Annotated in this window: 18 protein-coding genes; 12 read left to right on the top strand and 6 right to left on the bottom strand. The window is 64.3% G+C overall.

Going from position 1 to position 23,288, the window contains the following annotated elements; translation table 11 throughout:
* The first annotated feature begins 19 nt into the window (after positions 1-19).
* The 4 genes from serS (at position 20) to rimO (ending at position 4,863) form a co-directional block, all read left to right on the top strand.
* Complete coding sequence (gene serS, locus BMF35_RS12930) at positions 20-1,444, top strand: serine--tRNA ligase (RefSeq protein ID WP_047007740.1); 1,425 nt, start codon at positions 20-22, stop codon at positions 1,442-1,444.
* 90 nt (positions 1,445-1,534) lie between these two features.
* The gene (gene surE / locus BMF35_RS12925) at positions 1,535-2,290 is read left to right on the top strand and encodes a 5'/3'-nucleotidase SurE (RefSeq protein ID WP_047007741.1); all 756 of its coding nucleotides are present in this window, start codon (positions 1,535-1,537) and stop codon (positions 2,288-2,290) included.
* A gap of 29 nt (positions 2,291-2,319) precedes the next feature.
* Positions 2,320-3,399, top strand: a complete 1,080-nt coding sequence (locus tag BMF35_RS12920) for a potassium channel family protein (protein WP_156172198.1) — start codon at positions 2,320-2,322, stop codon at positions 3,397-3,399.
* 81 nt (positions 3,400-3,480) lie between these two features.
* Positions 3,481-4,863: a 30S ribosomal protein S12 methylthiotransferase RimO gene (gene rimO, locus BMF35_RS12915; protein WP_047007742.1), complete on the top strand. Its 1,383-nt coding sequence runs from the start codon at positions 3,481-3,483 to the stop codon at positions 4,861-4,863.
* Between the two features lie 262 nt (positions 4,864-5,125).
* On the opposite strand, the gene BMF35_RS12910 is transcribed toward rimO, so the two are convergent.
* The 6 genes from BMF35_RS12910 to BMF35_RS12885 form a co-directional block, all read right to left on the bottom strand.
* Positions 5,126-6,208 (bottom strand): PepSY-associated TM helix domain-containing protein, encoded by a 1,083-nt coding sequence (locus BMF35_RS12910; protein ID WP_236781600.1) that lies wholly within the window; start codon positions 6,206-6,208, stop codon positions 5,126-5,128.
* Complete coding sequence (locus BMF35_RS12905) at positions 6,205-8,331, bottom strand: TonB-dependent receptor (protein ID WP_047007743.1); 2,127 nt, start codon at positions 8,329-8,331, stop codon at positions 6,205-6,207. Before BMF35_RS12905 ends, BMF35_RS12910 begins: the two co-directional genes overlap by 4 nt.
* Positions 8,332-8,411: 80 nt before the next feature.
* Positions 8,412-9,626, bottom strand: coding sequence for an amidohydrolase family protein (locus BMF35_RS12900; RefSeq protein ID WP_047007744.1), 1,215 nt, complete (start codon positions 9,624-9,626; stop codon positions 8,412-8,414).
* Positions 9,623-10,936: an amidohydrolase family protein gene (locus BMF35_RS12895; RefSeq protein WP_082115742.1), complete on the bottom strand. Its 1,314-nt coding sequence runs from the start codon at positions 10,934-10,936 to the stop codon at positions 9,623-9,625. Before BMF35_RS12895 ends, BMF35_RS12900 begins: the two co-directional genes overlap by 4 nt.
* Positions 10,937-11,030: 94 nt before the next feature.
* On the bottom strand, positions 11,031-12,725 hold the full coding sequence (locus tag BMF35_RS12890) for a bifunctional helix-turn-helix transcriptional regulator/alpha/beta hydrolase (RefSeq protein WP_082115743.1): 1,695 nt from the start codon (positions 12,723-12,725) through the stop codon (positions 11,031-11,033).
* Positions 12,726-12,913: 188 nt separating this feature from the next.
* The gene (locus tag BMF35_RS12885) at positions 12,914-13,246 is read right to left on the bottom strand and encodes a hypothetical protein (protein WP_047007746.1); all 333 of its coding nucleotides are present in this window, start codon (positions 13,244-13,246) and stop codon (positions 12,914-12,916) included.
* 133 nt (positions 13,247-13,379) lie between these two features.
* Here BMF35_RS12885 and BMF35_RS12880 point away from each other — a divergent pair, with 133 nt between their 5' ends.
* The 8 genes from BMF35_RS12880 (at position 13,380) to BMF35_RS12845 (ending at position 23,226) form a co-directional block, all read left to right on the top strand.
* The gene (locus tag BMF35_RS12880; RefSeq protein ID WP_047007747.1) at positions 13,380-13,796 is read left to right on the top strand and encodes a secondary thiamine-phosphate synthase enzyme YjbQ; all 417 of its coding nucleotides are present in this window, start codon (positions 13,380-13,382) and stop codon (positions 13,794-13,796) included.
* 38 nt (positions 13,797-13,834) lie between these two features.
* Complete coding sequence (locus BMF35_RS12875) at positions 13,835-14,635, top strand: transglutaminase-like domain-containing protein (RefSeq protein WP_047007748.1); 801 nt, start codon at positions 13,835-13,837, stop codon at positions 14,633-14,635.
* Positions 14,636-14,862: 227 nt separating this feature from the next.
* Positions 14,863-16,293: a glucose-6-phosphate dehydrogenase gene (gene zwf, locus BMF35_RS12870; RefSeq protein ID WP_047007749.1), complete on the top strand. Its 1,431-nt coding sequence runs from the start codon at positions 14,863-14,865 to the stop codon at positions 16,291-16,293.
* Positions 16,286-18,100: a phosphogluconate dehydratase gene (gene edd / locus BMF35_RS12865; RefSeq protein WP_047007750.1), complete on the top strand. Its 1,815-nt coding sequence runs from the start codon at positions 16,286-16,288 to the stop codon at positions 18,098-18,100. Before zwf ends, edd begins: the two co-directional genes overlap by 8 nt.
* Positions 18,100-19,074 carry a glucokinase gene (locus tag BMF35_RS12860; protein ID WP_047007751.1) on the top strand — a complete coding sequence of 325 codons (975 nt, stop codon included), beginning with the start codon at positions 18,100-18,102 and terminating at the stop codon, positions 19,072-19,074. Before edd ends, BMF35_RS12860 begins: the two co-directional genes overlap by 1 nt.
* Positions 19,074-19,682, top strand: coding sequence for a bifunctional 4-hydroxy-2-oxoglutarate aldolase/2-dehydro-3-deoxy-phosphogluconate aldolase (eda, locus tag BMF35_RS12855; protein WP_047007752.1), 609 nt, complete (start codon positions 19,074-19,076; stop codon positions 19,680-19,682). Before BMF35_RS12860 ends, eda begins: the two co-directional genes overlap by 1 nt.
* Positions 19,679-22,462, top strand: coding sequence for a phosphoenolpyruvate carboxylase (locus tag BMF35_RS12850; RefSeq protein ID WP_047007753.1), 2,784 nt, complete (start codon positions 19,679-19,681; stop codon positions 22,460-22,462). Before eda ends, BMF35_RS12850 begins: the two co-directional genes overlap by 4 nt.
* A 92-nt stretch (positions 22,463-22,554) precedes the next feature.
* Positions 22,555-23,226: a L,D-transpeptidase family protein gene (locus tag BMF35_RS12845; RefSeq protein WP_047007899.1), complete on the top strand. Its 672-nt coding sequence runs from the start codon at positions 22,555-22,557 to the stop codon at positions 23,224-23,226.
* Positions 23,227-23,288: the final 62 nt, after the last annotated feature.

The raw sequence follows: 23,288 nt of genomic DNA, 5'->3' as shown, positions 1-23,288 counted from the left end.
CAAGGCATAGGCCGCGCCCATGCACGACATCCGTTTCATTCGCGAAAATCCTGAACGGTTCGACGCCGGCTTGGCCCGTCGCGGGCTCGATCCTGTGTCAGCCGGAATCCTGAAGCTGGACGAAGATCGCCGCGCCCTCGCCACGCGCCTGCAAGAGCTGCAAAGCCGCCGCAACGAGGCCAGCAAGGCTATCGGCCAGGCGATGGGCCAGGGCGACACGGACAAGGCCAAAGCGCTGAAAGCCGAAGTCGCCGAGATCAAGCAGACGATGCCGCAGGTGGAGGATCAGGAACGCGCGCTGGGCGCGCAGCTGACCGCTGCGCTGGAAGTCATCCCCAACCTGCCTGCCGACGATGTGCCCGATGGCGATGGCGAAGAGGACAATGTCGAGGTCGCTGTTTGGGGCGAGAAACGCGACTTCGCCTTCACGCCCAAGGAGCATGCCGATCTCGGCCCGGCGCTCGGCATGGATTTCGAGACCGGCGCCAAGCTTTCGGGCGCACGCTTCACCTTCCTGCGTGGAGGCATGGCCCGCCTCCACCGCGCGCTGGCGCAGTTCATGCTGGACCTGCAGGTGGAGGAAAACGGCTACACCGAATGCAACCCACCAGTGCTGGTGAATGACGAAGCGATGTACGGCACCGACAAGCTGCCGAAGTTTGCGGAAGATAGTTTTCAAACAAACGACATTTTGCCCCGCCATGTTGCAGACGTCATTTTTGAACGTTTGACCGAAATCTCGGACGGTAATGGCGGAATGGTGTCAAAAGAGTATCTCCAGTGGGAAGAAGTGTCGGCTTCAGTCGCTATCGATTTCTACAATAAATTTCGCCGTCACTGGCTCATCCCCACCTCGGAAGTCTCCCTAACGGCCTCGGTCGCAGGCGACATCCTGCCCGACCTTGCCGAGCCGATGCGCCTCACCGCGCACACGCTCTGCTTCCGCAGCGAGGCGGGCGCGGCGGGCAAGGACACGCGCGGCTTCATTCGCCAGCACCAGTTCGAAAAGGTCGAACTTGTCAGCATATGCCGCCCAGAAGACAGCGATGCCGAGCATGAGCGCATGACCGGCTGCGCCGAAGGCATATTGCAGGCGCTCGACCTGCCCTATCGCAAGATGCTGCTGTGCACAGGCGACATGGGCTTCGGCGCGCGCAAGACGTACGATCTCGAAGTCTGGCTGCCGGGTCAGGGCGCCTATCGCGAAATCAGCTCCTGCTCCAACACCGGCGATTTCCAGGCGCGGCGGATGAATACGCGCTACAGGCCCGATGGCGATAAGAAGACCGCCTTCGTGCACACGCTCAACGGCTCCGGCCTTGCCGTGGGCCGCACGCTGGTCGCCGTTCTGGAGAACTACCAGCAGGAGGACGGCAGCGTCAAGGTGCCCGATGTTTTGAAGCCGTATATGGGTGGCCTTGAGCGCCTGCGGATCGCGGAGTGATCCGTTCGTGCTGAGCTTGTCGAAGCATGAAATAGCGCGTGGCTGCATTCGCCCTTCGACAGGCTCAGGACGAACGGCTAGGCACAGCGGGTGAGAATCCTCCTTTCCAACGATGACGGCATAAACGCACCCGGCCTCGCCGTGCTGGAAGCCATTGCGCGGCAATTGTCCGACGATGTCTGGGTCTGCGCGCCCGCCGAGGAGAATTCCGGCGCGGGCCACTCGCTGACGCTGCACCTGCCGGTGCGTCTGCGCGAGCATGGCGAGAAGCGCTTTTCCGTCACCGGCACGCCGACGGATTCGGTAAACCTCGCGCTGCGAAAGCTGTTCGCCGACCGCAAGCCCGACTTGGTCCTTTCCGGCGTGAACGCAGGTGAGAACCTTGGCGACGACGTCACCTATTCGGGCACCGTCTCCGCCGCGATGGAAGCCGCGCTCGCTGGCATTCCGGCCATCGCGCTCAGCCAGGCGTTCCGCGAAAACGGCTCCAGCTTCTCCGCCGCGCAGGAATGGGGCCTGCGCGTCGTCAAACCCCTGGTCGATGTGACCATGGCCAAGCGCCGAGTCATCAATGTGAACTTCCCTGCCCTGCCCGCCGAGAACGTGCGCGGCATTCGCGTGGCACGGCAGGGCTTTCACGATTACGCGCGCGGCTCTCTGGTCGAAGCCGAGGATCCGCGCGGGCGGCCCTATTACTGGTTCGGCCTGCAGGACGCCGAACATACGCTCGATCACGGCACCGATCTGGAAGCTATCGAGGATGGCTACGTCGCCGTCACCCCGCTACAGCTTGATCTGACGGACCATGGCGCGATAGGCGTTCTGGCAGAGAGGTTTGCCGATTGACGGCGCCGGAAGAGGGCGGGCGATAGACGATGGCGAAAAGCCATACGAAGAAACCGGCGCAGCTGGGCAGGCGCCGCTTCAAGCCGCTGCGCCGCGCGACCAAGATCCCCGTCTGGGGCGACTTCTTCATTCGCATCGGCGCGGCGTTGTTCCTCATTTTCGTCGTGGTGATGATCCACTGGTGGGATCGCGACGGGCTGGTCGACAATCTCGACGGGCATGTCAGCTTCCTCGACGTGATCTATTTCACCATGATATCGATCACCACGACCGGCTTTGGCGACATCGCCCCGATCAGCGACCAGGCCCGCCTCGTGGAGGCCATCATCGTGACGCCGATCCGTTTTGCCGTGTTCTTCATCTTCGTGGGCACAGCCTACAATTTTATCATCAAGCGCAGCTGGGAGAAGTGGCGCATGGCCCGCATACAGGAACAACTCTCCGATCACGTGGTCGTGCTCGGCTTCGGCATCTCCGGCTCGGAAGCGGTGGGCGAGCTTATCGAACGCGGCACCGATCCCGCCGCTATTGTGGTGATGGACACTAGCGAGGAACGGCTTGAACAGGCAGAGGCGCTGGGCTGCAACGTGATCGAGGCCGATGCAACCCGCGACGAGAACCTGGAGGCCGTGCATATCAACGAGGCGCAGGCCGTGCTGGTATCGGCCGGGCGCGACGATGCGTCCATCCTCATCGTCCTCAGTGTTCGCCACCTCGCCCCCACCGTGCCGATCAGCGTGGTGGTGCGCGCCGCCGATAACGAGCTGATCGCCCGGCAGGCAGGCGCGGACAATGTCATCAACCCGGTGCGCTTTACCGGCCTGCTGCTGGCCGGCAGCGCGCAGGGCGCCCATATCGCCGACTATCTGGGCGACCTCGCTTCGGTCACCGGCCGGGTGCGGCTGGTGGAGCGCGAGGTTCTGCCAGAGGAGATCGGCAAGCCGCTCACCCAGCTTTCCAGCGGCGGGCGCGGGCTTCGCATCTATCGCCACGGCACCGCCTGCGGCTTCTGGGAGTTCGAGGCCGAGTGCCTGCAAGCGGGCGATATCGTGGTCGAGATCCTGCCGTCCGACGATGAAGACGGCGAACCGCTGCCCGAAAGCGACTGAACCGCCCCGCCATCCTGCTGCGCCAGCGCTGTAGGCGAGCCCTAGCGCAATCGGGCGCGCGGGTGTAAGGGCGCGCGCATCATGGCATCGCAGATACCCGATCAGAAGCGCATAGGCATGGTCAGCCTCGGCTGTCCCAAGGCGCTGGTGGATTCCGAACGCATCCTCACGCGTCTTCGCGCCGACGGCTATGCCATGTCGCCCGACTATGCCGGGGCCGATGTCGTGCTGGTCAACACCTGCGGCTTCCTCGATTCCGCCAAGGAGGAGAGCCTCGAAGCAATCGGCGAAGCCATTGCCGAGAATGGCCGCGTCATCGTGACGGGCTGCATGGGCGACGAGGCGGAGCTGATCCGCGAACGCTACCCCAAGGTTCTCGCAGTCACCGGCGCGCACCAGTATGAGGACGTGGTCGAGGCGGTGCACGAAGCCGCCCCGCCATCGCAAGGCCCGTTCATCGACCTTGTCCCGCAGCCGACCGACCAGATGGTGAAGCTGACGCCGCGCCATTACAGCTATCTCAAGATTAGCGAGGGGTGTAACCACTCCTGCGCCTTCTGCATCATCCCCGACCTTCGCGGCAAGCTGGCCAGCCGCCGCATCGATGCCGTGCTGCGCGAGGCGGAGAAGCTGGTCGCCGCCGGTACGCGCGAGCTGCTGGTCATCAGTCAGGACACCTCAGCCTACGGCGTCGATACGCGGCATGAGAGCAAGCCGTGGAAGGGCCGCGAACCCCGCGCCCACATGACCGACCTCGCCCGCGAGCTGGGCCAGCTCGACACCGGTAGTGGCACGCCCCCATGGGTGCGCCTGCACTACGTCTACCCCTACCCGCATGTCGACCAGGTCATCCCGCTGATGGCCGAAGGGCTGCTGACCCCGTATCTCGACATCCCCTTTCAGCACGCCAGCCCGCGCGTGCTCAAGACCATGCGCCGTCCTGCCAACGAGGCGAAGGTGCTCAAACGCCTTGCCGACTGGCGCGCCATCTGCCCCGAGATCGCCATCCGCTCCAGCTTCGTGGTCGGGTTCCCCGGCGAGACAGAGGAGGACTTCGCGTACCTGCTCGAATGGCTGGAGGAGGCCCAGCTCGACCGCGTGGGCGCTTTCCGCTTCGAGCCGGTCGAAGGTGCTGCCGCCAACGCCCTGCCCGATCCCGTGCCCGAGGAGGTGAAGGAGGAACGCTTCGCCCGCGTCATGGCTTTGACTGAACGCATCAGCGCCGCCAAGCTCGCCGCCAAGGTGGGTACCACGCTGCCTGTCATCATAGACGAGGTGGGCGAGCCGGACGAAGACGGCGACATCGGCGCCACCGGCCGCAGCCAGGCCGACGCGCCCGAGATCGACGGCCAGGTCTTCCTGCGCAACGTGCCGGTCACGCTGGCAGCAGGCGACATCGTGCCGGTCGAAGTCGAAGACGCCGACGCGCACGACCTGTTCGGGGTGGTTGCAGCTCGCAAGTGACGCCGCGGCAGGGCGTTCCAAATGCCCTCAAGTAGCGAAGCGGTAGGGCGACCAATGACCGCTAACCTGGAGCACTTGGAGCACTGTCCAAGGGGTAAAACTGCAACGCCTCGCGAAAAGGCGAATACCGCAAACATTACAGTCACGTAGCGGACAGTGCGAGGCAAAAGGTAACGGCGGGCGGAAGCTTTGGACACGCCGCCTCATGACCCGGCGGTAGCATTGTAGGACAGGCGCTAAGTGGCTTGTGAACGAACCGCTCTCATGCGCGCAGGGCGTCTCGTGGTCGCAGCTTGCCTACTGCTCGCTTGGTGGAGCCCGCGAACCAGAAGCTCCACATCGCCAGCGTGCCCAGCATCACTAAAGCCAGGCCTGCAAATGTCAGCGCCATCTGCCACGCCAACCCGCCTACCTTCCCCGCATGAATCGGATAGAGTTTTTCGCGGACGGCGTCCGCGGCGCTACCTTCGGCAGGATCGTCCACCGCCAGCACCAAGGCGCGGAATGGATCGAGGTAAATATAGCTACGCCCGTTCGGCGTCCATTCGAAATCCTGTCGGAAGCGGACCGCGACAGGCGCGCCCGCTTCGCGCGGCATCATGAGCCTGCGAGGGTACGCTTGCGGAAAAGCCGATTGCGCGCGGGTCATCAGAACGGGCCAATCGGTTTGCGCCGTTGGCGCGGGACTATTGGCGGGCAAAGCAATGGCCGAGCGATCCTTGGCCAGAGGAGATAACACCGCGTCCGTCACTGCCGGAAAAACCATGGCGGACCCCGTCACGGCCACCAGCAATAGCAGCGGCGAGGCTACCGCTCCCAAATCGCGATGGTGGCGCACCACCGCGCTGGCCGTCCAGCGCGCTGGGAAAAGACGAAGGCGAAACGTCTTGCGGGTACGCCACCACAGGATCAGCCCGCTTATCGTAAAAGCGAGCAGCAAGAGGCCGAGAATGCCCGTGATCGTCTTTCCCGCCTCACCGAGAAACAGGTAGTGATGCAAGTCGAAAAGCCAGAGCTCGGGCCGCTCCCAGAAGCTTTCCCAGCGCTCAACCAAAACGGCGTCCTGCGAAAAATATGCGCCGCTGCCATCATGATAGATCGCCTGGTGCAGACCGATCTCTTCGCTGGCGAACGTGATATAGGACAGGTCAGGCCCGGTAGCGCGCGCCGTTTCTACTACCCGGCCCAGCGCGGCCGGATCTGCGATAACAGGGTCGCCCGCGCCCGGCAGGCCGATCCAGTATCCCTCCCACACCAGTGCAGTGCCGGACAGGCCGATCACGGCCAGCAACAGTCCAGTAATTGCGCCGGTCCAGCGATGCAGAAGGGAAAGAAGGCGGATCAAAACGCGCCGCGCCAACTCAGCGTGAAAGTGCGACCCCTGCCCGCGAAATAGCGATTATTGTCCGTCACGCGCACGGTATCGCTGTAATAGGTCAGATAGGTTTCATCGGTCAGATTCTGCACCGCAAGTGCAAACTCGCCCAGCGTGGTGTCGTAAGCGACAAAGGCGTCCAGCAGCGTATAGCCTTCGAAATCGGTTGCGTCGCCAGCATCGTCGAATGCGCGGCTGAGATAGCTGCGCATTTGCGCTCGGGCGCTGAATGGACCGTTCGTGTAATCTGCCGCCAGATTGATCCGGTCGGGGGAAATATTTGCGCCATCCAAGTCGACATCTACCTGCCCGTCATCATCACTGTCGGTCCGCCCGGACAGGTTTGCATAACCCCCGCTTAGCGATAGGCCCGTAATCGGCGTCTGCCAGGTCGCGCTTGCTTCAAAGCCCTCGATCTCGATACGCTGGCGTTCCACCTCGAATACATCGCCGCGCAGGACCAGCAGCGATCCGAAATCGCTCGACGACCAGAAATAGCTGGCCGACGCGCTCAGCGCGCCGCGATCCCATTCCAGGCCCAGCTCGCGATTGTTGGACACGACCGGTTCCAGCGAAAGGAAATCGTCGACGTCCACACCCGGCTGCGTCACGCCGCGCAGGATCCGGCCGACATCGGCGATGGTGAAACCTTCGGCATAGCTTGCATAGGCGCGCAGGCCCGTCACGGGCTCCACAATCAAGCCGCCATTCCAGAGAACGTCTTCGAATGAAGGCGAGCCGCCGTCGACCTGTACCGGGCCGTAGCTGGCAAGCGTCTCGTAATCGTCGACAGATAGCTGCACGTTTTCATAGCGCAGTCCGCCCGCCAGTCGCACCAACCCGTCGGCAAGTGCGAGATTGCCCTGAATATAAGGGGCCAGACTGCGGAAATCGCTTTGCGGGACCCATGTGCGATCCGTCTGGACCAGCACTTGCTCGGTCCGGTCGAACAGGGCATCGAACCCTGCCGTCAGCACGAGGTCTTCGAGCCCCGGCACAGCGCGTTCATAGCTGACGCGTCCACCCAGTTTGCGCGACCGGTTGGCCGACTGGTCGAACAGGTTTCCCGTGGGATCGATGGCAGGATCCTGGAACACACCGAAGGTACCGCCGCCAAACACGTCGCTCGTCCTGCTGTAAAAGCCATTCAGGGCAAAGGTGCCGCCTGCGATGTCGTCGTCCACCAGCGATGCCGACAAAAGCTCCGCCGTATTGGACGCCGGTTCTCCGGGGGTTACGCCGCGTTCGCTGGTGGCGGGGATGCCCGCATCACGATCACCGCGCACGTTCACGTAGTTCGCATTGCCTTCCAGTTCGAAGCGGTTGGCGACCACTTCGAGGCGGGCGCCGTTCGGCAGTTCATACCCGATTCGACCGAAGACGGACCAGCTGTCGCTGTCTTGCGTTTCGCCCTGCGTACCGTCCACGCCGATGCGCCTTCCGGCTCCGTCGAAGAAGGCGCCACGCCGTTCCATGGTTGCGCCGATACTGGCGTCGAAATTGCCTGCGCGATAACTTGCGAGCGAGCCGATCTTCGCGCCGATCCCTTCGCCGTCAAATCCGTCCGGCAGAGTGACTTGCGCAATTGCACGGCCGGATATGCCGTCCTCTACAGGCGCGCCGACCGTCACCTGGTTCACTACGCCGCCCGTGCCGCCGATGCCCTGGAGGGCGTTGGAGCCATAGATCACCTCCACCCGGTCGATGAAGAAGGGATCGATCGTGTAGCCGTCGCGTGAACCGTCGCGCACCGGTGTCGATTGCGGGATGGAATTGATCGCGTAAAGCGGCGCACGCCCGCGCAAGCTTTCACCCGCCCCCGACAGCTTCTCGCGCGTGGGCGAAAACGACGGGAGCAGGGCCGAGACCGCATCGACGGTCGATCCGGCAATCAGCACCTGCTGCGCCAGCGTTTCGCTATCGATGACATCGATGGTCAGCGGCAGCGCGCTGGCGGGCAGCTGCGTGCGCGTGGCGGACACGACGATTCGCTCGTCGCCTTGCGCTTCCTCATCGTCCGGCGGCGTAAAATCCTGCGCGATTGCGGGGGTCGCGACGGCCATTGCAGCAAGGCTGGCGGCAAAACGGTACATGTGTGCTCCTTCCAAGTCCGGAAGCGCACGTACTGAGATTGCAAATCATTCGCAATAGCAAAGATTGCGAATGCGCTTTTTTACCGCGCCACCTCGCTCACAACTTCGCCTTCGATCACCACGCCCGTCACATGCGTGGTGTATTCCAGCGGGTCGCCGTCGAACATCGCGATGTCGCCGTCCTTGCCGACTTCCAGCGAACCGATGCGGTCCTCTGCGCCGATGGCGCGGGCGGCGGCGATGGTGATGGTGCCCAGCGCTTCTTCGGGCGTCAGGCCGTTGGCGGCGGCGAAGCCGGCTTCCCACAGCACCACGCGGGTCTTGGGCACATAGGCCTCGTAGCCCGATTGCAGCGCCACGGGCACGCCGGCATCGATCAGGATGCGGGCGAGTTCGAAGGTGGCGTTCTGCAGCTCTCCCGCCTGGCGGGCCATGGTCGGGTGGACGAGCACGGTGACGCCGCTGGCGACCACTTCGTCCAGCACCATATGCGCTTCTGCCGCGCCATCCAGCACCAGTTCGATGTCGAATTCTTCCGCCAGGCGCAGGGCGGACATGATGTCCTGCGCGCGGTGCGCGGTCAGCAGCAGCGGCGTCTCGCGGCGGATTACGCGCTGGAAGGCTTCGTTCACCAGATTGCGCGCGCCGCTGTTCTCCTCCCCGTCTGAATTCACGGCCGTGCGCGCATCGACCAGCGCCTGGCGCAGCATCGCCATCTGCCGGGCGCGGGTGCCGGGCGTGCCGCTGCTGTCGAGCGCCCATGCGCCAAGGTTGCCGACGATCATATTGCCGTCTTCCACCAGCGCCTCTTCCACCGTGTTGCCGCTGGTCTTGATGATGGCGGTCTGGCCCGAGATCAACGCGCCGGGGCCATGGCCGGTGTGGACGGTGGTGGTGCCCAGCTCGCGCACCCAGCGCACCAGCCGGTCATTCGGATTGTAGGCATCCATGGCGCGCAGATGCGGCTGCATGGGGCTGGCATCGTCCAGCTGGTCCTGATCGTCGGGCTGGTTGAGATAGCCGGTCAGGCCCACCGTGCCATGCGCATCGATCAGGCCGGGCGTGACGACGGGCGCGGTGAGCGTGCGGGTGCCTGCGGGGATGGCGGTGCTTGCAGCGGGGCCGACGGCGGTGATGCGGCCATCCTCGATCACCACCACGCCATCGGCGATCACGCCTTGCGGGCCCATGGTCCACACCTGCTCGCCGCGAATGGCGATGTCTTGCGCGAAGGCGGCGGTCGAAAGGAGCAGCGCGCCGGCAGCAAGGCCGAGAGTCTGTGCGAAACGTATCATTGGTCGGCCTCCATGGCATGCGCTTCGGACGAGAGGTGGTGGAGCGCGGCGCGTTCATTGCCCGCCCCTTCGCCGCCTGTGGCCAGCAGCAGGTCTTCATCGCGGTTGCGGTCGAACAGCAATTCGCCCTCGACCCAGGTCTGCTGCAGATCGGTGTAGATTGACAGCGGATCGCCATCGAGGATGAGGAAATCGGCATCCTTGCCCGCTTCCAGCGAGCCGACGCGGTCTTCGAGGCCCAGCTGCTCCGCCCCGACGATCGTCATGGAGCGCAGCGCGCCTTCATAGCTCATCCCGCCGCGCACGGCGATGCCGGCCTGGCGGAACATCAGGCGGGAATCGATGATGCCGTCATCGGAATGGAGCGAGGTGTGCACGCCCGCGCGCTCGAGAATGGCGGCAGTTTCGATCGTGGCTTCGGCTGTTTCCAGCTTGCCGCCGGGGCTATCGATCAGGATGGCGGAGACGGAGACGCCCGCCGCTGCCAGCTCGTCGGCCACCAGATAGCTCTCTACCCCGTGCTGGATCAGCATCTCGAAGCCGAATTCCTCGCGCAGGCGCAGCGCTGTCATAATGTCGTCCGCGCGGTGGGTGTGGAAATGGACGAGGCGCTCACCGTCGAGGATCTCGCACATGGCTTCCATACCGAGATTCACGGTTTCGCGCTCTCCGCTGCAATATTCCTGCGCTTCCACGAAATGGCTGCGCACCATCGCGGCAGAGCGGGCGCGGGTGGAGGGGAAAGCCGGATTCTCGCGGATGGGATTGGTGCCGTTCGCCATCTTCATGCCGCCCAGCACATCGCCATCATCGTCGATAAAGGCGTAGTCCTCGATCGTGTCGCCATCGCGCAGCTTCATGTAGAAGGTCTGCCCGCCCATCAGATGACCGGAGCCGGGCATGATATTGGCGACGGTGACGCCGCCGGCGCGGGCGCGGGCTATCGAATTGTCGCCCACATTGATGGCATCGAGCGCGCGCACATCGGGCTGGATGGCAGCCGAACTGTCTGCCCCGGACACTTGCCCGATATGGCTGTGCGTATCGACGATGCCGGGCATGATGACCATGCCGGTGGCATCGCGGCGTTCGGCATTCTCGGGAATGAACACGCCGCCATTGCCGACGGTTGTGATGCGGCCTTCGTGGACGATCAGCGTGGCGTTCTCCAGCGTGCCCAGCCCGTCTCCGCGCATCGTGTGGATGGTGGCGTTCTCGAATGCGATCGGCGTTTCCTGCGCAGCCGTCGGCATGGCGGCGAGCGCAGACAGGCCGGTGGCGGCCAGCGCCAGTGTTTTCCAATTGCCCATGATGGTCCTCTCCTGAATGGTGCAGGAGACTAACGGCGAGCGTGCGCTTCGCAAGCTGCGATTGTCCGACGGCCACTTTATCGCCGTCGCGAAGCTACTGGTCTTTCAGGCGCGCCGCAATCAGGTCTGGCTGCTGGAACAACAGGAAGCTGCCCGATTGCTCGATCGGTCCTTCGGTGCAGAAGCCGTGCCGTTCGGCAAAGGGGTGCACCAGTTGCGGGCGTGCCAGCACATCGTCGCTGCCGTGAATGATCCGCACCGGGCTTTCGAGCCCTTCGAACAGCGGCGTCCAGTCCATCGCGTTTAGCTCGGTTTCCGCCACGCCGAATTCGCCGCTCTGTGCGAATGCCTCGTTCAGCGAATTGCGAATGAATTCCTGGTTCTTCAGCTCTTCCATCCAGTCGAGATCGACCGGGCTGGCGGAGAAATATTCGCGCACATACTCCATCGCGCCCTTGCGCCGCAGCCGCGCCAGCACGGCGCGCACATACCAGCGGTTGAGCGATGGCGCGATGCGCGCAACCTCGATGGGCAGCGACTGCGCGGTGCGCAGATGCTTCAATTCGCTGCGATGGGTGATGGGAATGCACGGGCTGGCGAGCGTCACCGAATGGGTCAGCTCCGGATGAACCTTCGCAAAGGCAAGCGCGAAAGCGGCACCGCCTACCGAGCCCAGCACCCGCACGCGCGGGATGGCGAGGCGGTTGAGCAGGCCGGGCAGTTCGTCAACGAAGTCGCGCACCATGGCGAACCTGTCTGCCTGCACCGTCCTTTCGCCATAGCCGGGCCGCCAAGGCGTGATGAGCTCGAGCCCGGCCTTGCGCATCGCGGCATCGACGGCTGGCATCACATGCGGCCCGCCGAGCATGGAGTGCATGTACAGCACAGGCATACCGCCGAGCAGGCCGTGCCGTTCGAAACGCATCAAAGCCTGGCTGCCGCTTCCCTTGCCACGCGGTCGCGGCCCCTCTGCCGCCGGTTCGGGATCGATCGATTGCGCATCCAGCCAGCGCTGGCGGAAGCCCGCCCACATGCACACCGCCTCGATCTGCGAGGTAGCGCCGACCTTGCGCAGCAGAGACTTGGTCTGGTTGCGCACTGTGCCGAGCGCCGTGCCGCGGTCATCAGCCAGCTCGCGCAGCGTACCACCACCCACCAGCCATTCCAGCACACGCGCTTCGCTTCGGGTAAGGCCCAGCAGGTCGATAAAGGCGCTGCCGGCCTCATCGTCCCAGCGCAGGCCAAGGTGGTGCAAAAGCAGATGCGGCGCCCCGTCCAGCATCCCCGTGGATGCAGTGAACAGGGCGCCGCGCGCGTCATCGGGAGACCGCATCAACCGGATTGCGCCGCTTGCATCCCCACGTGCAAGCAGGCTGCGCATGGATGTTTCACCCGATGCCCCATCGATCGGGTGCCATATCCATTCCGGGAGCGGTTCTCCCAGCGCTTTCAGATGGTCCTCGAACACGGTTTTATCCGCGCGGACCAATTGCAAATGTCTGTCCAGCACCAGTGCGGCACTGCGGGCGGCGGGGCTATCCTGTCCGTTCCCGTCGAACGGATCGAAAGGCCCCAGCCCCGGCTCCACCTCGCCTGCCAGCAGGTCGGCCGCATGGGCGAAATGGAAGCGCACATCGCCGGTCAGCTCGGTCCCCGCAATATGGGCCTCGACCAAAGACTGAAGCCGCTCATGGATATCCAGCAGCCTCTCTGGCTGGGATACGACGGCATATGCGTCGGCGACGATCTGTGCGCTTTTATCCATCATGACCTTTGGTGCTTGTGCCATCACCGGGTGAACAAGGTTTCACCTGCCTCGTAGCACAAGCCTGTTACCAAAAGGCAGGTGTGCCTGCCGCCCCCAAAATCGGGATCATGCCTTGGAGACGGCAGGCATGGACATGGCGGCATCGGGGCTATCGATGGAGGGTCCGCCACATCGCATTCTGTCTTATTCTGCCAATTTACTCGGCCAATTTACTCGGCAAGCGTGGCCTCGGTCACGACGCACTCGGCAGCCACTTCGGCGTGGTCTTCGGCAGAACGGTCGAGCTGGCCGGTCAGCGCGGCTTCGGTGGCCGTCGCGGCAGCGCACTGGCCCAGCGTCTCGGCAGCATCTTCGATATCGCCATCGGCAATCGCTTCCACCGTTTCGACCACGGCTTGCGCGGTTTCGGCAGTCTGCCGAGCATCGTCGGCGGCATTCTCAACGTCGCGCGCGGCATCGCGCAGGGCGCCGAACTGCGCCGAAGCGGCGGTCGGAATGGCGACCAGCGCGACGCAGGCCGACGAAAGCAGGATCTTCTTCATGGTGTTCCCTCCGTTTGTGTCGAAGGGCGCCCTAGGATGGCGTGTCCGATCCGGACATATCCCAAATGGGTCAAAGCGGCGTTTTTGCCCATGGCCATGGCGAGAACGCGCCCATCCCGCTACGCACACCACCATGCAACAGGCACAGACCGAATTCACGATCTACACCGATGGCAAGGCTTTCACCGAACTGACCGAAGAGGTCGCGGCATGGCTATCGCAAACCGGGCTGACCACGGGCCTGCTGACGCTGTTCTGCCGGCACACATCGGCGAGTCTGCTCATCAATGAAAACGCCGCTCCTGCCGTCCAGCACGACCTGCTGCACTGGCTCTCGCGCGCCGCGCCCGAAGGCGGGCCCTACGAGCATGACGATGAGGGGCCGGACGATATGCCCGCCCATATCCGCACCATGGTGACGGGTGCGTCGCTCTCGATCCCCGTGCGCGATGGACGGATGGCGCTGGGCACATGGCAGGGCATTTTCCTCGCGGAACATCGCACACGCCCGCATGCGCGCAGCGTGGTCGCGCATCTTATCGGCGATTAGGAGAAACCTTGTCCGCCGCGCCCCGTTGCCAGACATATATGCCCATCGACATCAACGCCCGCTTTGCTTTCCACCTCGACCAGCCGACCGACCTGCTGTTGCAGTTCGAGGCGGCGGCGATCCCGGAACAGCGCATTCTGTCCAGCGACACTCAGCTGAGCGACGCGATGCATATCGCCCGCGTGCCTGCGCAGGACGCGATCGGGGAACGCATCTGGGTGCGGGCGGAGGGCGATTACAGCGTGCAATACACGGCGCAGGTCGAAGTGGATCGCATCTCGCCCGATCTCGGCAGTCTCGACCGGCTCGACCCGCATGACTTGCCGGGCGAGACGGTCGAATACCTGTTCGATTCCCGCTACTGCCAGGCCGACCGGATGCAAAGCTTCGTCGCCGACCGGTTCGGTGGGCTGGAGGGCGGCGCGAAAGTCGTCGCCATGTGCCAGTGGATTGCAGACAATTTCACCTACACCCCGGGCGCGTCCAATGCGACGACCACCGCGCTCGATAGCTTCGTGGAGCGGCGCGGCATCTGTCGTGATTATGCCCACGTGCTCATCACCTTCGCGCGCGCATCCACCATCCCGGCCCGCTATGTCAGCTGCTACGCGCCGGGCGTGGAGCCCCCCGATTTCCATGCGGTCGCCGAAGTGTTCCTCAAGGATCCGACCATCGAGGGCGGCGGCGCTTGGTATATCGTGGATGCGACCGGCATGGCGGACCCTGCCAAGACGGTGAAGATCGGCATCGGGCGCGACGCTGCCGATGTCAGCTTCCTTACCAGCTTCGGCATGAACGACTTCCAGAGCAGTTCGGTCGAAGTCAGCGAGAGTAACTGACAACAGGCCATACGCTTGTTAACGTTCACAAAGGACGTGCAATGCGCGTCGCACTTCGCTAGGTCCGGCGCATTGCTGTAACATTTTGCCACGCGAACGAACGGAGCCTATTCGCATGCTACGCAATTCCGGCGATTTGCTATGCATTCGTATGCTGTCGTTGCGCTGCAACAAAGTTCGGCGCTAGTGTGTCGTCCTGCGACCCGATTACCTTTTGAGGCTCCCATTTGAACAACAAGGCACAAACGCTCATCCTGTTCGGCGCGACGGGCGACCTGTCGAAGCGCATGCTGCTTCCCTCGCTCTGCGCGCTTGATGCGGAAGATTTGCTCGGCGAGGATCTGCGCATCGTCGGCACGGCCCGCTCGCAGCTATCGGATAGCGAGTTCCGCGATTTCGCGCGCGAGGCGATCGAGACCTATCTGCCCGACCATCGCCGCGGCGGCATGGCAGGCTTCCTCAACCGGCTGAGCTATCAGAGCCTCGATGTGACGACGCCCGAAGGCTATGCCGATCTGGCCGCCAAGGTGGGCGAGAACCGCGAGGTCGCCATCTTCCTCTCCACCGCGCCCAGCCTGTTCAAGCCGACCATCGAAGGGCTGGCCCAGCACGGCCTGGCGGACAGCAATTCGCGCATCTGTCTGGAAAAGCCGCTCGGCACCGATCTTGAAACCAGCTGCGCCATCAACGATGCCGTCGCCAGCGCCTTCAGCGAAGACCGCATCTTCCGTATCGATCATTATCTCGGCAAGGAAACGGTGCAGAACCTCATCGCGCTGCGCTTTGCCAACATCCTGTTCGAGCCGCTGTGGAACGCCCAGCATATCGAGCATGTGCAGATCACCGTGGGCGAGACCGTTGGGCTGGAAAGCCGCGTCGACTTTTACGACGGCGCTGGCGCGCTGCGCGACATGGTGCAGAACCATATGCTGCAACTGCTCGCGCTCGTAGCAATGGAGCCGCCCGGCAGTTTCGAAGCCGGCGCGGTGCGAGACGAGAAGGTGAAAGTGCTGCGCGCGCTGCGGCCGGTCAAACCGTCGGAAATCGTCACCGGCCAGTATCGCGGCGGCGCGTCCGATGGCGAGATCGTGCCCGGCTATGACGAGGAGCTGGGCCGGGAAAGCGATACCGAAACCTTCGTGGCGCTGAAGGCTCATATCGACAATTGGCGCTGGCAGGGCGTGCCCTTTTACATGCGCACCGGCAAGCGCATGCCGGAACGGGTGACCGAAATCGTCGTGCAATTCCGCTGCGTGCCGCATTCCATCTTCCCCGGCGCGAAGCTGACGCAGAACCGCCTCGTCATCGGCATCCAGCCGCAGGAAAACGTGCATCTGTCGGTGATGTCGAAAGTGCCGGGCATAGAGCAGGATGGCATGGTGCTGCGCGAAATCCCGCTCGACATTTCCATGCCCGACGCCTTCACCGGCAAGCACAAACGGATTGCCTATGAGCGCCTGCTGCTCGACCTGATCGAGGGTCGGCAGACCCTTTTCGTCCGCCGCGACGAGGTGGAAGCGCAGTGGAACTGGATCGACGCCATTCGCGAGACGTGGGAAACCGAAGGCATCAAGCCGAAGCCATACAGCGCAGGCAATTGGGGGCCGAGTGCCGCCATCGCGCTGGCCGAACGCGACGGAGTAACGTGGCATGAGTAATCTTCACCCCACCATCGCGCGCGTTACCGACCGGATCATCGAGAAGTCGAAAGACAGCCGCCGCGCCTATCTCTACCTGATCGACCGCGAGGCGGATAACCAGCCCGAGCGCAGCCAGGTTTCCTGCTCCAATCTCGCCCACGCCTTTGCGGGTGCGGAGGAGGACCAGGAAGCGCTCAAAACCAATCGCGGCCCCAATATCGGCATCGTCACCAGCTATAATGACATGCTGAGCGCGCATCAGCCCTATGGCCGCTATCCCGAGCGCCTGAAAATCTACGCCCGCGAAGTCGGCGCCACCGCGCAGGTGGCGGGCGGCACGCCGGCCATGTGCGACGGCGTGACGCAGGGCGAGACGGGTATGGAGCTCTCGCTCTTTTCCCGCGATGTGATTGCGCTCAGCACCGGCGTCGCGCTCAGCCACGCCATGTATGACGGCATGCTGTTGCTGGGCATTTGCGACAAGATCGTGCCCGGCCTGCTGATGGGCGCGCTGCGCTTCGGGCACCTGCCCGCCGTTTTCGTGCCCAGCGGGCCGATGCCCTCGGGCGTCTCCAACAAGGAAAAGCAGCGCGTCCGCCAGCTTTATGCAGAGGGCAAGGCGACCCGCGCGGAACTGCTGGAAAGCGAGCTGGGCAGCTATCATTCGCCGGGCACCTGCACCTTTTTCGGCACGGCCAATTCCAACCAGATGATGATGGAGATGATGGGCCTGCACGTGCCGGGCGCTGCCTTCTTTCAGCCGGGCACCAAGATCCGGCAGGCGCTGGACCGGGCCGCCGTGCAGCGCGTCACCGCCATGGGCAGGAACGGCAACGATTTCCGCCCGCTGGGCCATTGCGTTGACGAGAAAGCCATCGTGAATGCCGCTGTCGGCCTGCTGGCGACGGGCGGCTCTACCAATCACGCGATCCACATCCCCGCCTTCGCCCGGGCAGCGGGTGTGCAGATCGACTGGACCGATCTTTCCGAACTGTCCGGCGCGGTGCCGCTGCTCGCGCGCGTCTATCCCAACGGCTCCGGCGATACGAACCACTTCCACGAAGCTGGCGGCATGGGATTTGTCATCAAGGAACTGACCAGCGCAGGCCTCGCCCATGCGGATGTCATCGGCGTGGGCGAGACGCGCGGCATGGAGCAATACGGACAGGAACCGTGGCTCGATGACGATATGCTAAGCTGGCGCGATGTGGGCGAGAGCGGTGACGACACCATGCTGCGCCCCGCTTCCGACCCGTTCCAGCCGGATGGCGGCATGCGGCTGGTGCAGGGCAATCTCGGTCGCGCCTGCTTCAAGTCCTCCGCTGTCGAGAAAGAACGCTGGACCATCGAAGCCCCGTGCCGCGTGTTCCAGACGCAGGCTGCGGTGAATGAATGCTTCAAAAAGGGCGAACTGGACCGCGATGTCGTGGTCGTGGTCCGTTTCCAGGGGCCGCGCGCCAACGGCATGCCCGAACTGCACAAGCTAACCCCGGCATTGGGCGTGCTGCAGGATCGCGGCTACCGCGTGGCGCTGGTGACGGATGGCCGCATGTCCGGCGCGAGCGGCAAGGTGCCGAGCGCCATCCACTGCTCGCCCGAAGCGCTAGGCGGCGGACCACTGTCTCTTTTGCAGGATGGCGACGTGGTCAAAGTCTGCGCCGAGACCGGCGAGCTTTCGACCACTGCCGATCTGGGCAGCCGCACGCCCGCGCCCGACCCGGCGCCTGAAAGCGGCACGGGCCGCGAGATCTTCGCCATGTTCCGCAATTTCGCCGACGAAGCCGAGCGCGGCGGCAGCGCGATGCTGGCGACCGGAGGCCTGTGATGCAGCTCGTCACCGTAGACATCGGCGGCACCCATGCCCGCTTCGCCATCGCAACGCACGCCGATGATGGCAGCATCACGATGGACGAACCCGTCACGCTGCACACGGACGATCACGCCAGTTTTCAGACTGCGTGGGAAGATTACCGCGCGCAGAAGGGCGGCGACATTCCCTCGCGCGTGGCCATGGCGATTGCGGGGCCGGTGGGCGGCGAAGTCATCCGCTTCACCAACAATCCATGGATCATCCGACCGGCGCTTGTGAAAGAGAAGCTGGGCGTGGACAGCTTCAAGATCGTCAACGATTTCGAAGCGGTCGCCCATGCGGTCGCGCGTGCGGGCGAGGATGAATATCTGCACCTGACCGGCCCCGAAGGGCCATTGCCGCCGACCGGACGGCTCACCGTCATGGGGCCGGGCACGGGCCTCGGCGTGGCGCACCTCTACCGCGAAGCGGACGGCACCTACCGCGTCTCCGCTACCGAAGGCGGCCATATCGATTTCGCGCCGCTCGATTCCATCGAGGATGCGATCCTTGCCCGACTGCGCAAGCGGCATACGCGCGTGTCGGTGGAGCGGGTCGTGGCCGGTCCTGCCATTTCCGATATTTATCACACCCTCGCCTCGCTGGAGCGCAAGAGCGTGCCCGAGCTGGACGATGTCGAAATCTGGACCAGGGGCATGAATGGCGAGGATAGCCTTGCTGCGGCTGCCGTGGACCGTTTCTGCCTTTCGCTCGGCTCGGTCGCGGGCGACATGGCGCTGGCGCATGGCGCGAAGGCCGTCGTGATTGCAGGCGGGCTTGGCTACCGGCTGCGCGACCATCTGCCGAAATCCGGCTTTGCCGAGCGGTTTCGCGCCAAGGGCCGTTTTGCCGGCCTGATGGCAGGCCTGCCGGTCAAGCTCATCACCCACCCCCAGCCCGGCCTGTTCGGCGCGGCGGCTGCCTATTGCCAGAAATTCGGAGACGATTGATGCTCTACGCCATCGAAGATGTGATGCAGACCGCGCCGGTCATCCCGGTGCTGGTGGTGGACGATATCGGCCACGCCCGCGAGACGGCGGAAGCGCTGGTCGAGGGCGGCCTGAAAGTCCTCGAAGTCACGCTGCGGACCGATGACGCGCTGGAAGCGATCAAGCGCATGAACCTGGTGCCTGGGGCCATCGTTGGCGCGGGCACGGTCACCAATCCCGACCAGATGAAAGCGGCGCTGGATGCGGGCAGCGAGTTCATCGTCTCTCCCGGCCTCACCAAGCCACTGGGCGAGGCGGCGGTCAAATCGGGCATACCGTTCCTGCCCGGCACTGCAAATGCAGGCGACATCATGCGCGGGCTGGATTTGGGACTTACGCATTTCAAGTTCTTCCCCGCCACTGCCGCTGGCGGCATTCCTGCGCTGAAAGCGCTCGCCGCACCTTTCGGCCAGTGCAAGTTTTGCCCCACGGGGGGCATTTCCGCCGAGACGGCGCCCGAATGGCTGGCGCATGATTTCGTTTATTGCGTGGGCGGCAGCTGGGTCGCCCCGAGCGGCGCATCGCCCGAACAGATCAGCCAGCTGGCGCGCGAGGCGGCAACTCTGTGAAATCTCCTACTGTTGCCGACCTTTCGCAGCGCTTGCGCGAACTGCACAAGCGCACGGTCGACACACCGCAATTCAACCCGGTCTTCCAACTGGCGCACGATCTGTCGCGGCAGCTCGAAGCGGGCGAATTGTCGCTCGACGATTGCGAGGCGCTGATTGCCGAGCTTGAAGTCAAATCGCTGCACGAGCGGGCCGCGCGGCTGGAATGCATGGTCGCGCCGATCCCGGCGGACGCGAACGAAAAGGCGCTCGCCGCGACGCTGCGCAGCGACGATTTCGATGCCTTCCGCGCCAGTTGGGAGCGGCCGCAGCTGCATGCCGTCTTCACCGCGCATCCCACTTTCCTGCTCACACCCGACCAGTCCGAAGCGGTGGCGCGCGAAGCCTCCGGCGGAGACGCGGTGAGCGCGGATTGCGTGGGCGGCGATCGCCCGCAAGTCACTCTCGCCTACGAACATGGCCGCGCCATGCAGGCCATCGGCCACGCGCAGGATGCGCGCAGCGCCATCGTTGCCCAGCTGCTTCGGCATGCAAAAGCCGTGTGGCCGGATAAGTGGACCGACCTCGCCCCCCTCCCCTTCCGCTTTGCGAGCTGGGTGGGGTACGACATGGATGGTCGGACGGACATTACATGGTCCAATTCCATCGGCTTCCGCCTTTCGGAAAAGGCGAAGCGGCTGGCACGCTATGTCGCCGATCTGGAAGCCATCGATGCCGGGCACAAGCTGCTTTCCGAGCTGCGCCCCGCCTCGCTTTATGCGCTGGAGCGGGCGCAGGATTTCACCGCCGATCTTTCCGATCCCGCCGCCTTGTCTGTCGCCGCCAACCGGCTGACGGCACCGGACCCGCGCAAGCTGCTCTCGCTCGCGCCTTACATCGACCGGCTGGAGGCAGAAGCTGCTTCCCCCGATGACGGCGAGCGCGCCATCCAGCTGAAAACGCTCGCTGCCGCCATGCGCGCGGATGGTCTTGGCATGGGCTGGATCCATTTCCGCGTGAACGCCAAACAGTTGCACAACGCGATCCGCCGCCGGGTGGACCCGGACGGCAATCTCGACCTCGCCAGCAAGGGCGCCGTGGTCCATCTTCGCCGCGCCATCGAGGGGCTTACCCCGCGTCGCAGCAACTTCGGCGCGCTCGCCATCGAGGCCAGCACCGCCATCCGGCAATTCCTCGCCATGGCGCAGATCCTCGCCCATGTGGATGCGGACGCACCGATCCGCATGCTGATTGCCGAGTGCGAGGAGCCTGCCACGGTTCTCGCGGCGCTCTATTTCGCCAAACTGTTCGGCATCGAGGACAAGGTCGATATCTCGCCCCTATTTGAGACCGAAACCGCGCTGGAACATGGCGGCCGTTTCCTCGACGAATTGCTGGCAGAAAAGGTCTACCAGGATTACGCCAAGGTGCGCGGCCGGGTGGCGATCCAGACGGGCTTTTCCGATGCCGGACGCTTCGTCGGACAGATCCCCGCCAGCCTCGCTATCGAGCGCCTGCAAGGCCGGCTCGCGCAAGCCATCCATGCCAATGGCTTGTCCGGCGACGTCGCTGCGCTGATCTTTAACACGCATGGCGAAAGCATGGGCCGCGGCGCGCATCCGGCGAAGATGGCGGACCGGCTGGACTGGGCGCTCTCCCCATGGGCCAAGCGCCGCTTCGCCCGCGCGGGCATCCCGCTGGAGCCCGAAGTCAGCTTCCAGGGCGGCGACGGCTATCTCTGGTTTGCCACGCCCGAACTGGCGCGCGCGCTGCTCACCCGCATCGCCGTGCTGCGCCCCAGCGAAACCGATGCGGACGCGCCCAAGGACAGCTTCTACCAGCGCACCGATTTGAGCCTCGACTTCTACCGCGCCGTGAAAGAGCATCAGCGCGAGCACCTCGAAAGCGCTACCTACAGCCGCGCCATCACCGCTTTCGGTCTTGGCCTGCTCAATTCCACCGGCAGTCGCGTGTCTCGCCGGCAGAGCGACATCAATGCCGACCGCGAAATGAGCCTGCGCCAGATCCGCGCCATCCCGCACAATGCCATCCTGCAACAGCTTAGCTATCCGGTGAATGTCATCGCCGGCGTAGGCACGGCAGCCGATGGCAATTTCGAGGAAATCGGCGCGCTGCTTTCCGAAAGCGCGCGCGGGCGCGAATTGATGCGGCTGGTGCGCGCCTCCAATGCGCTGGCCAGCGTGAAGACAGTCGCCGCCTATGGCGAGCTGTTCAATTCCGCCTACTGGTCCAGCCGCCCCTATCGCGGCACCGAAACGCATCTGGCCGAAGCGTGCGAGGCGCTGGGTGCCTATCTCGTCAAGGACGACCGGATCGGCGTTTTCCGTCGCCTCGCCAGTCGCCTTCGCGTGGATGCGATGAAGCTGCACCGCCTGTTCGCCCACGTGCCCGATGAAGATCCGGTGGAGAACCGCGAGGAAAAGCGCCGCATGATTGGCGTGCTGCAGGCGCTTCGCATCGCGCTGCTGCAAGCCATGTTCATCCGCGCCGTATCGGTGCCCGCTTTCAGCCGCGCCAACGATGTGAGCCGCGACGATGTGCTGGAAATGGTCTTCACCCTGCGCGTGGACGAAGCGCTGGCCCAGCTACGCCGCGCCTATCCGCGCCACTTCCCGCGCATCGACCGCTTCGACCTGACCGAGCCGACCGACTGGCCCGATGGCGGAGACGAAGGCTATGAAGCGATCCACCGCGACTATATCGACCCGATAGAACGCGCCCACGCGCTGAACCTGCGCATCACCACCGCCATCGCCAACATTTTCGGCGCGCATGGGTGAGCGCGGGTGACCGGGCTGCGCTCGTCGTTCCATTTCGGGACTCAGGCGCCAGGCCAATGGAAATCAGCGCCGATGCGCGCCATGGAGGCAGGATGACGATGCTTATCAAATGGATTGCGGGCGTGCTGGCAGCCGTGCTGCTGGCCGTGGGCGGCGTCGCGCTGATGGGCGGCGGTACAGAGGCGCAGGAAGCTGCGCGCGGTATCGTAGCTGATAGCGAGGCGGCGATGGACGACGCCGTAACCTTCGTCACCAACGAAGTCGCGCAGGACACGCCCGCCTACGATCCGGACGATCCTTTCGTCATCAAGCGGGTGCTGCCCATCGAAGGCCCCATCCGCTACGGCGAATGGCATTGGGACGATGAAGGCGTGCCCGACGGCCCGCTTGTGATGACGGTGGACTTGCAGGCGCGCGTCATCAGCGTCTTCCGCAACGGCTACGAAATCGGCGCCGCCGCGGCGCTGCTCGGCACGCCGGAGCATCCCACGCCCACCGGCACTTTCCCGATCCTGACCAAGGAACGCTACAACACCTCCAGCCTCTACAACGATGCGCCCATGCCGTGGACGCTGCGCCTGACTTGGGACGGCATTGCCATCCACGGCGGCTCCACGGTGGAAAACGGCTATGCCAGCCACGGCTGCATCGCCGTGCCCGACGAGTTCGCAAGCCGCCTGTTCGACGAAGCCGAGATCGGCGATGTGATGATCATTACCGATGGCGTGATGACGGGCGTGGGTGGTTCGCTGCGGACCGAGTAGTCCGGCCCCTTTCGTATGGACCGCAAACCGAAATTGCGAGCCGAAGCCGCAGCGATGCAGTG

Origin of the sequence: Aurantiacibacter gangjinensis (assembly GCF_001886695.1) — a bacterium.
Taxonomy (GTDB): domain Bacteria; phylum Pseudomonadota; class Alphaproteobacteria; order Sphingomonadales; family Sphingomonadaceae; genus Alteraurantiacibacter; species Alteraurantiacibacter gangjinensis.
Note: the sequence above shows the minus strand (reverse complement) of the source record. Positions and strands in the feature narration are given on the sequence as shown.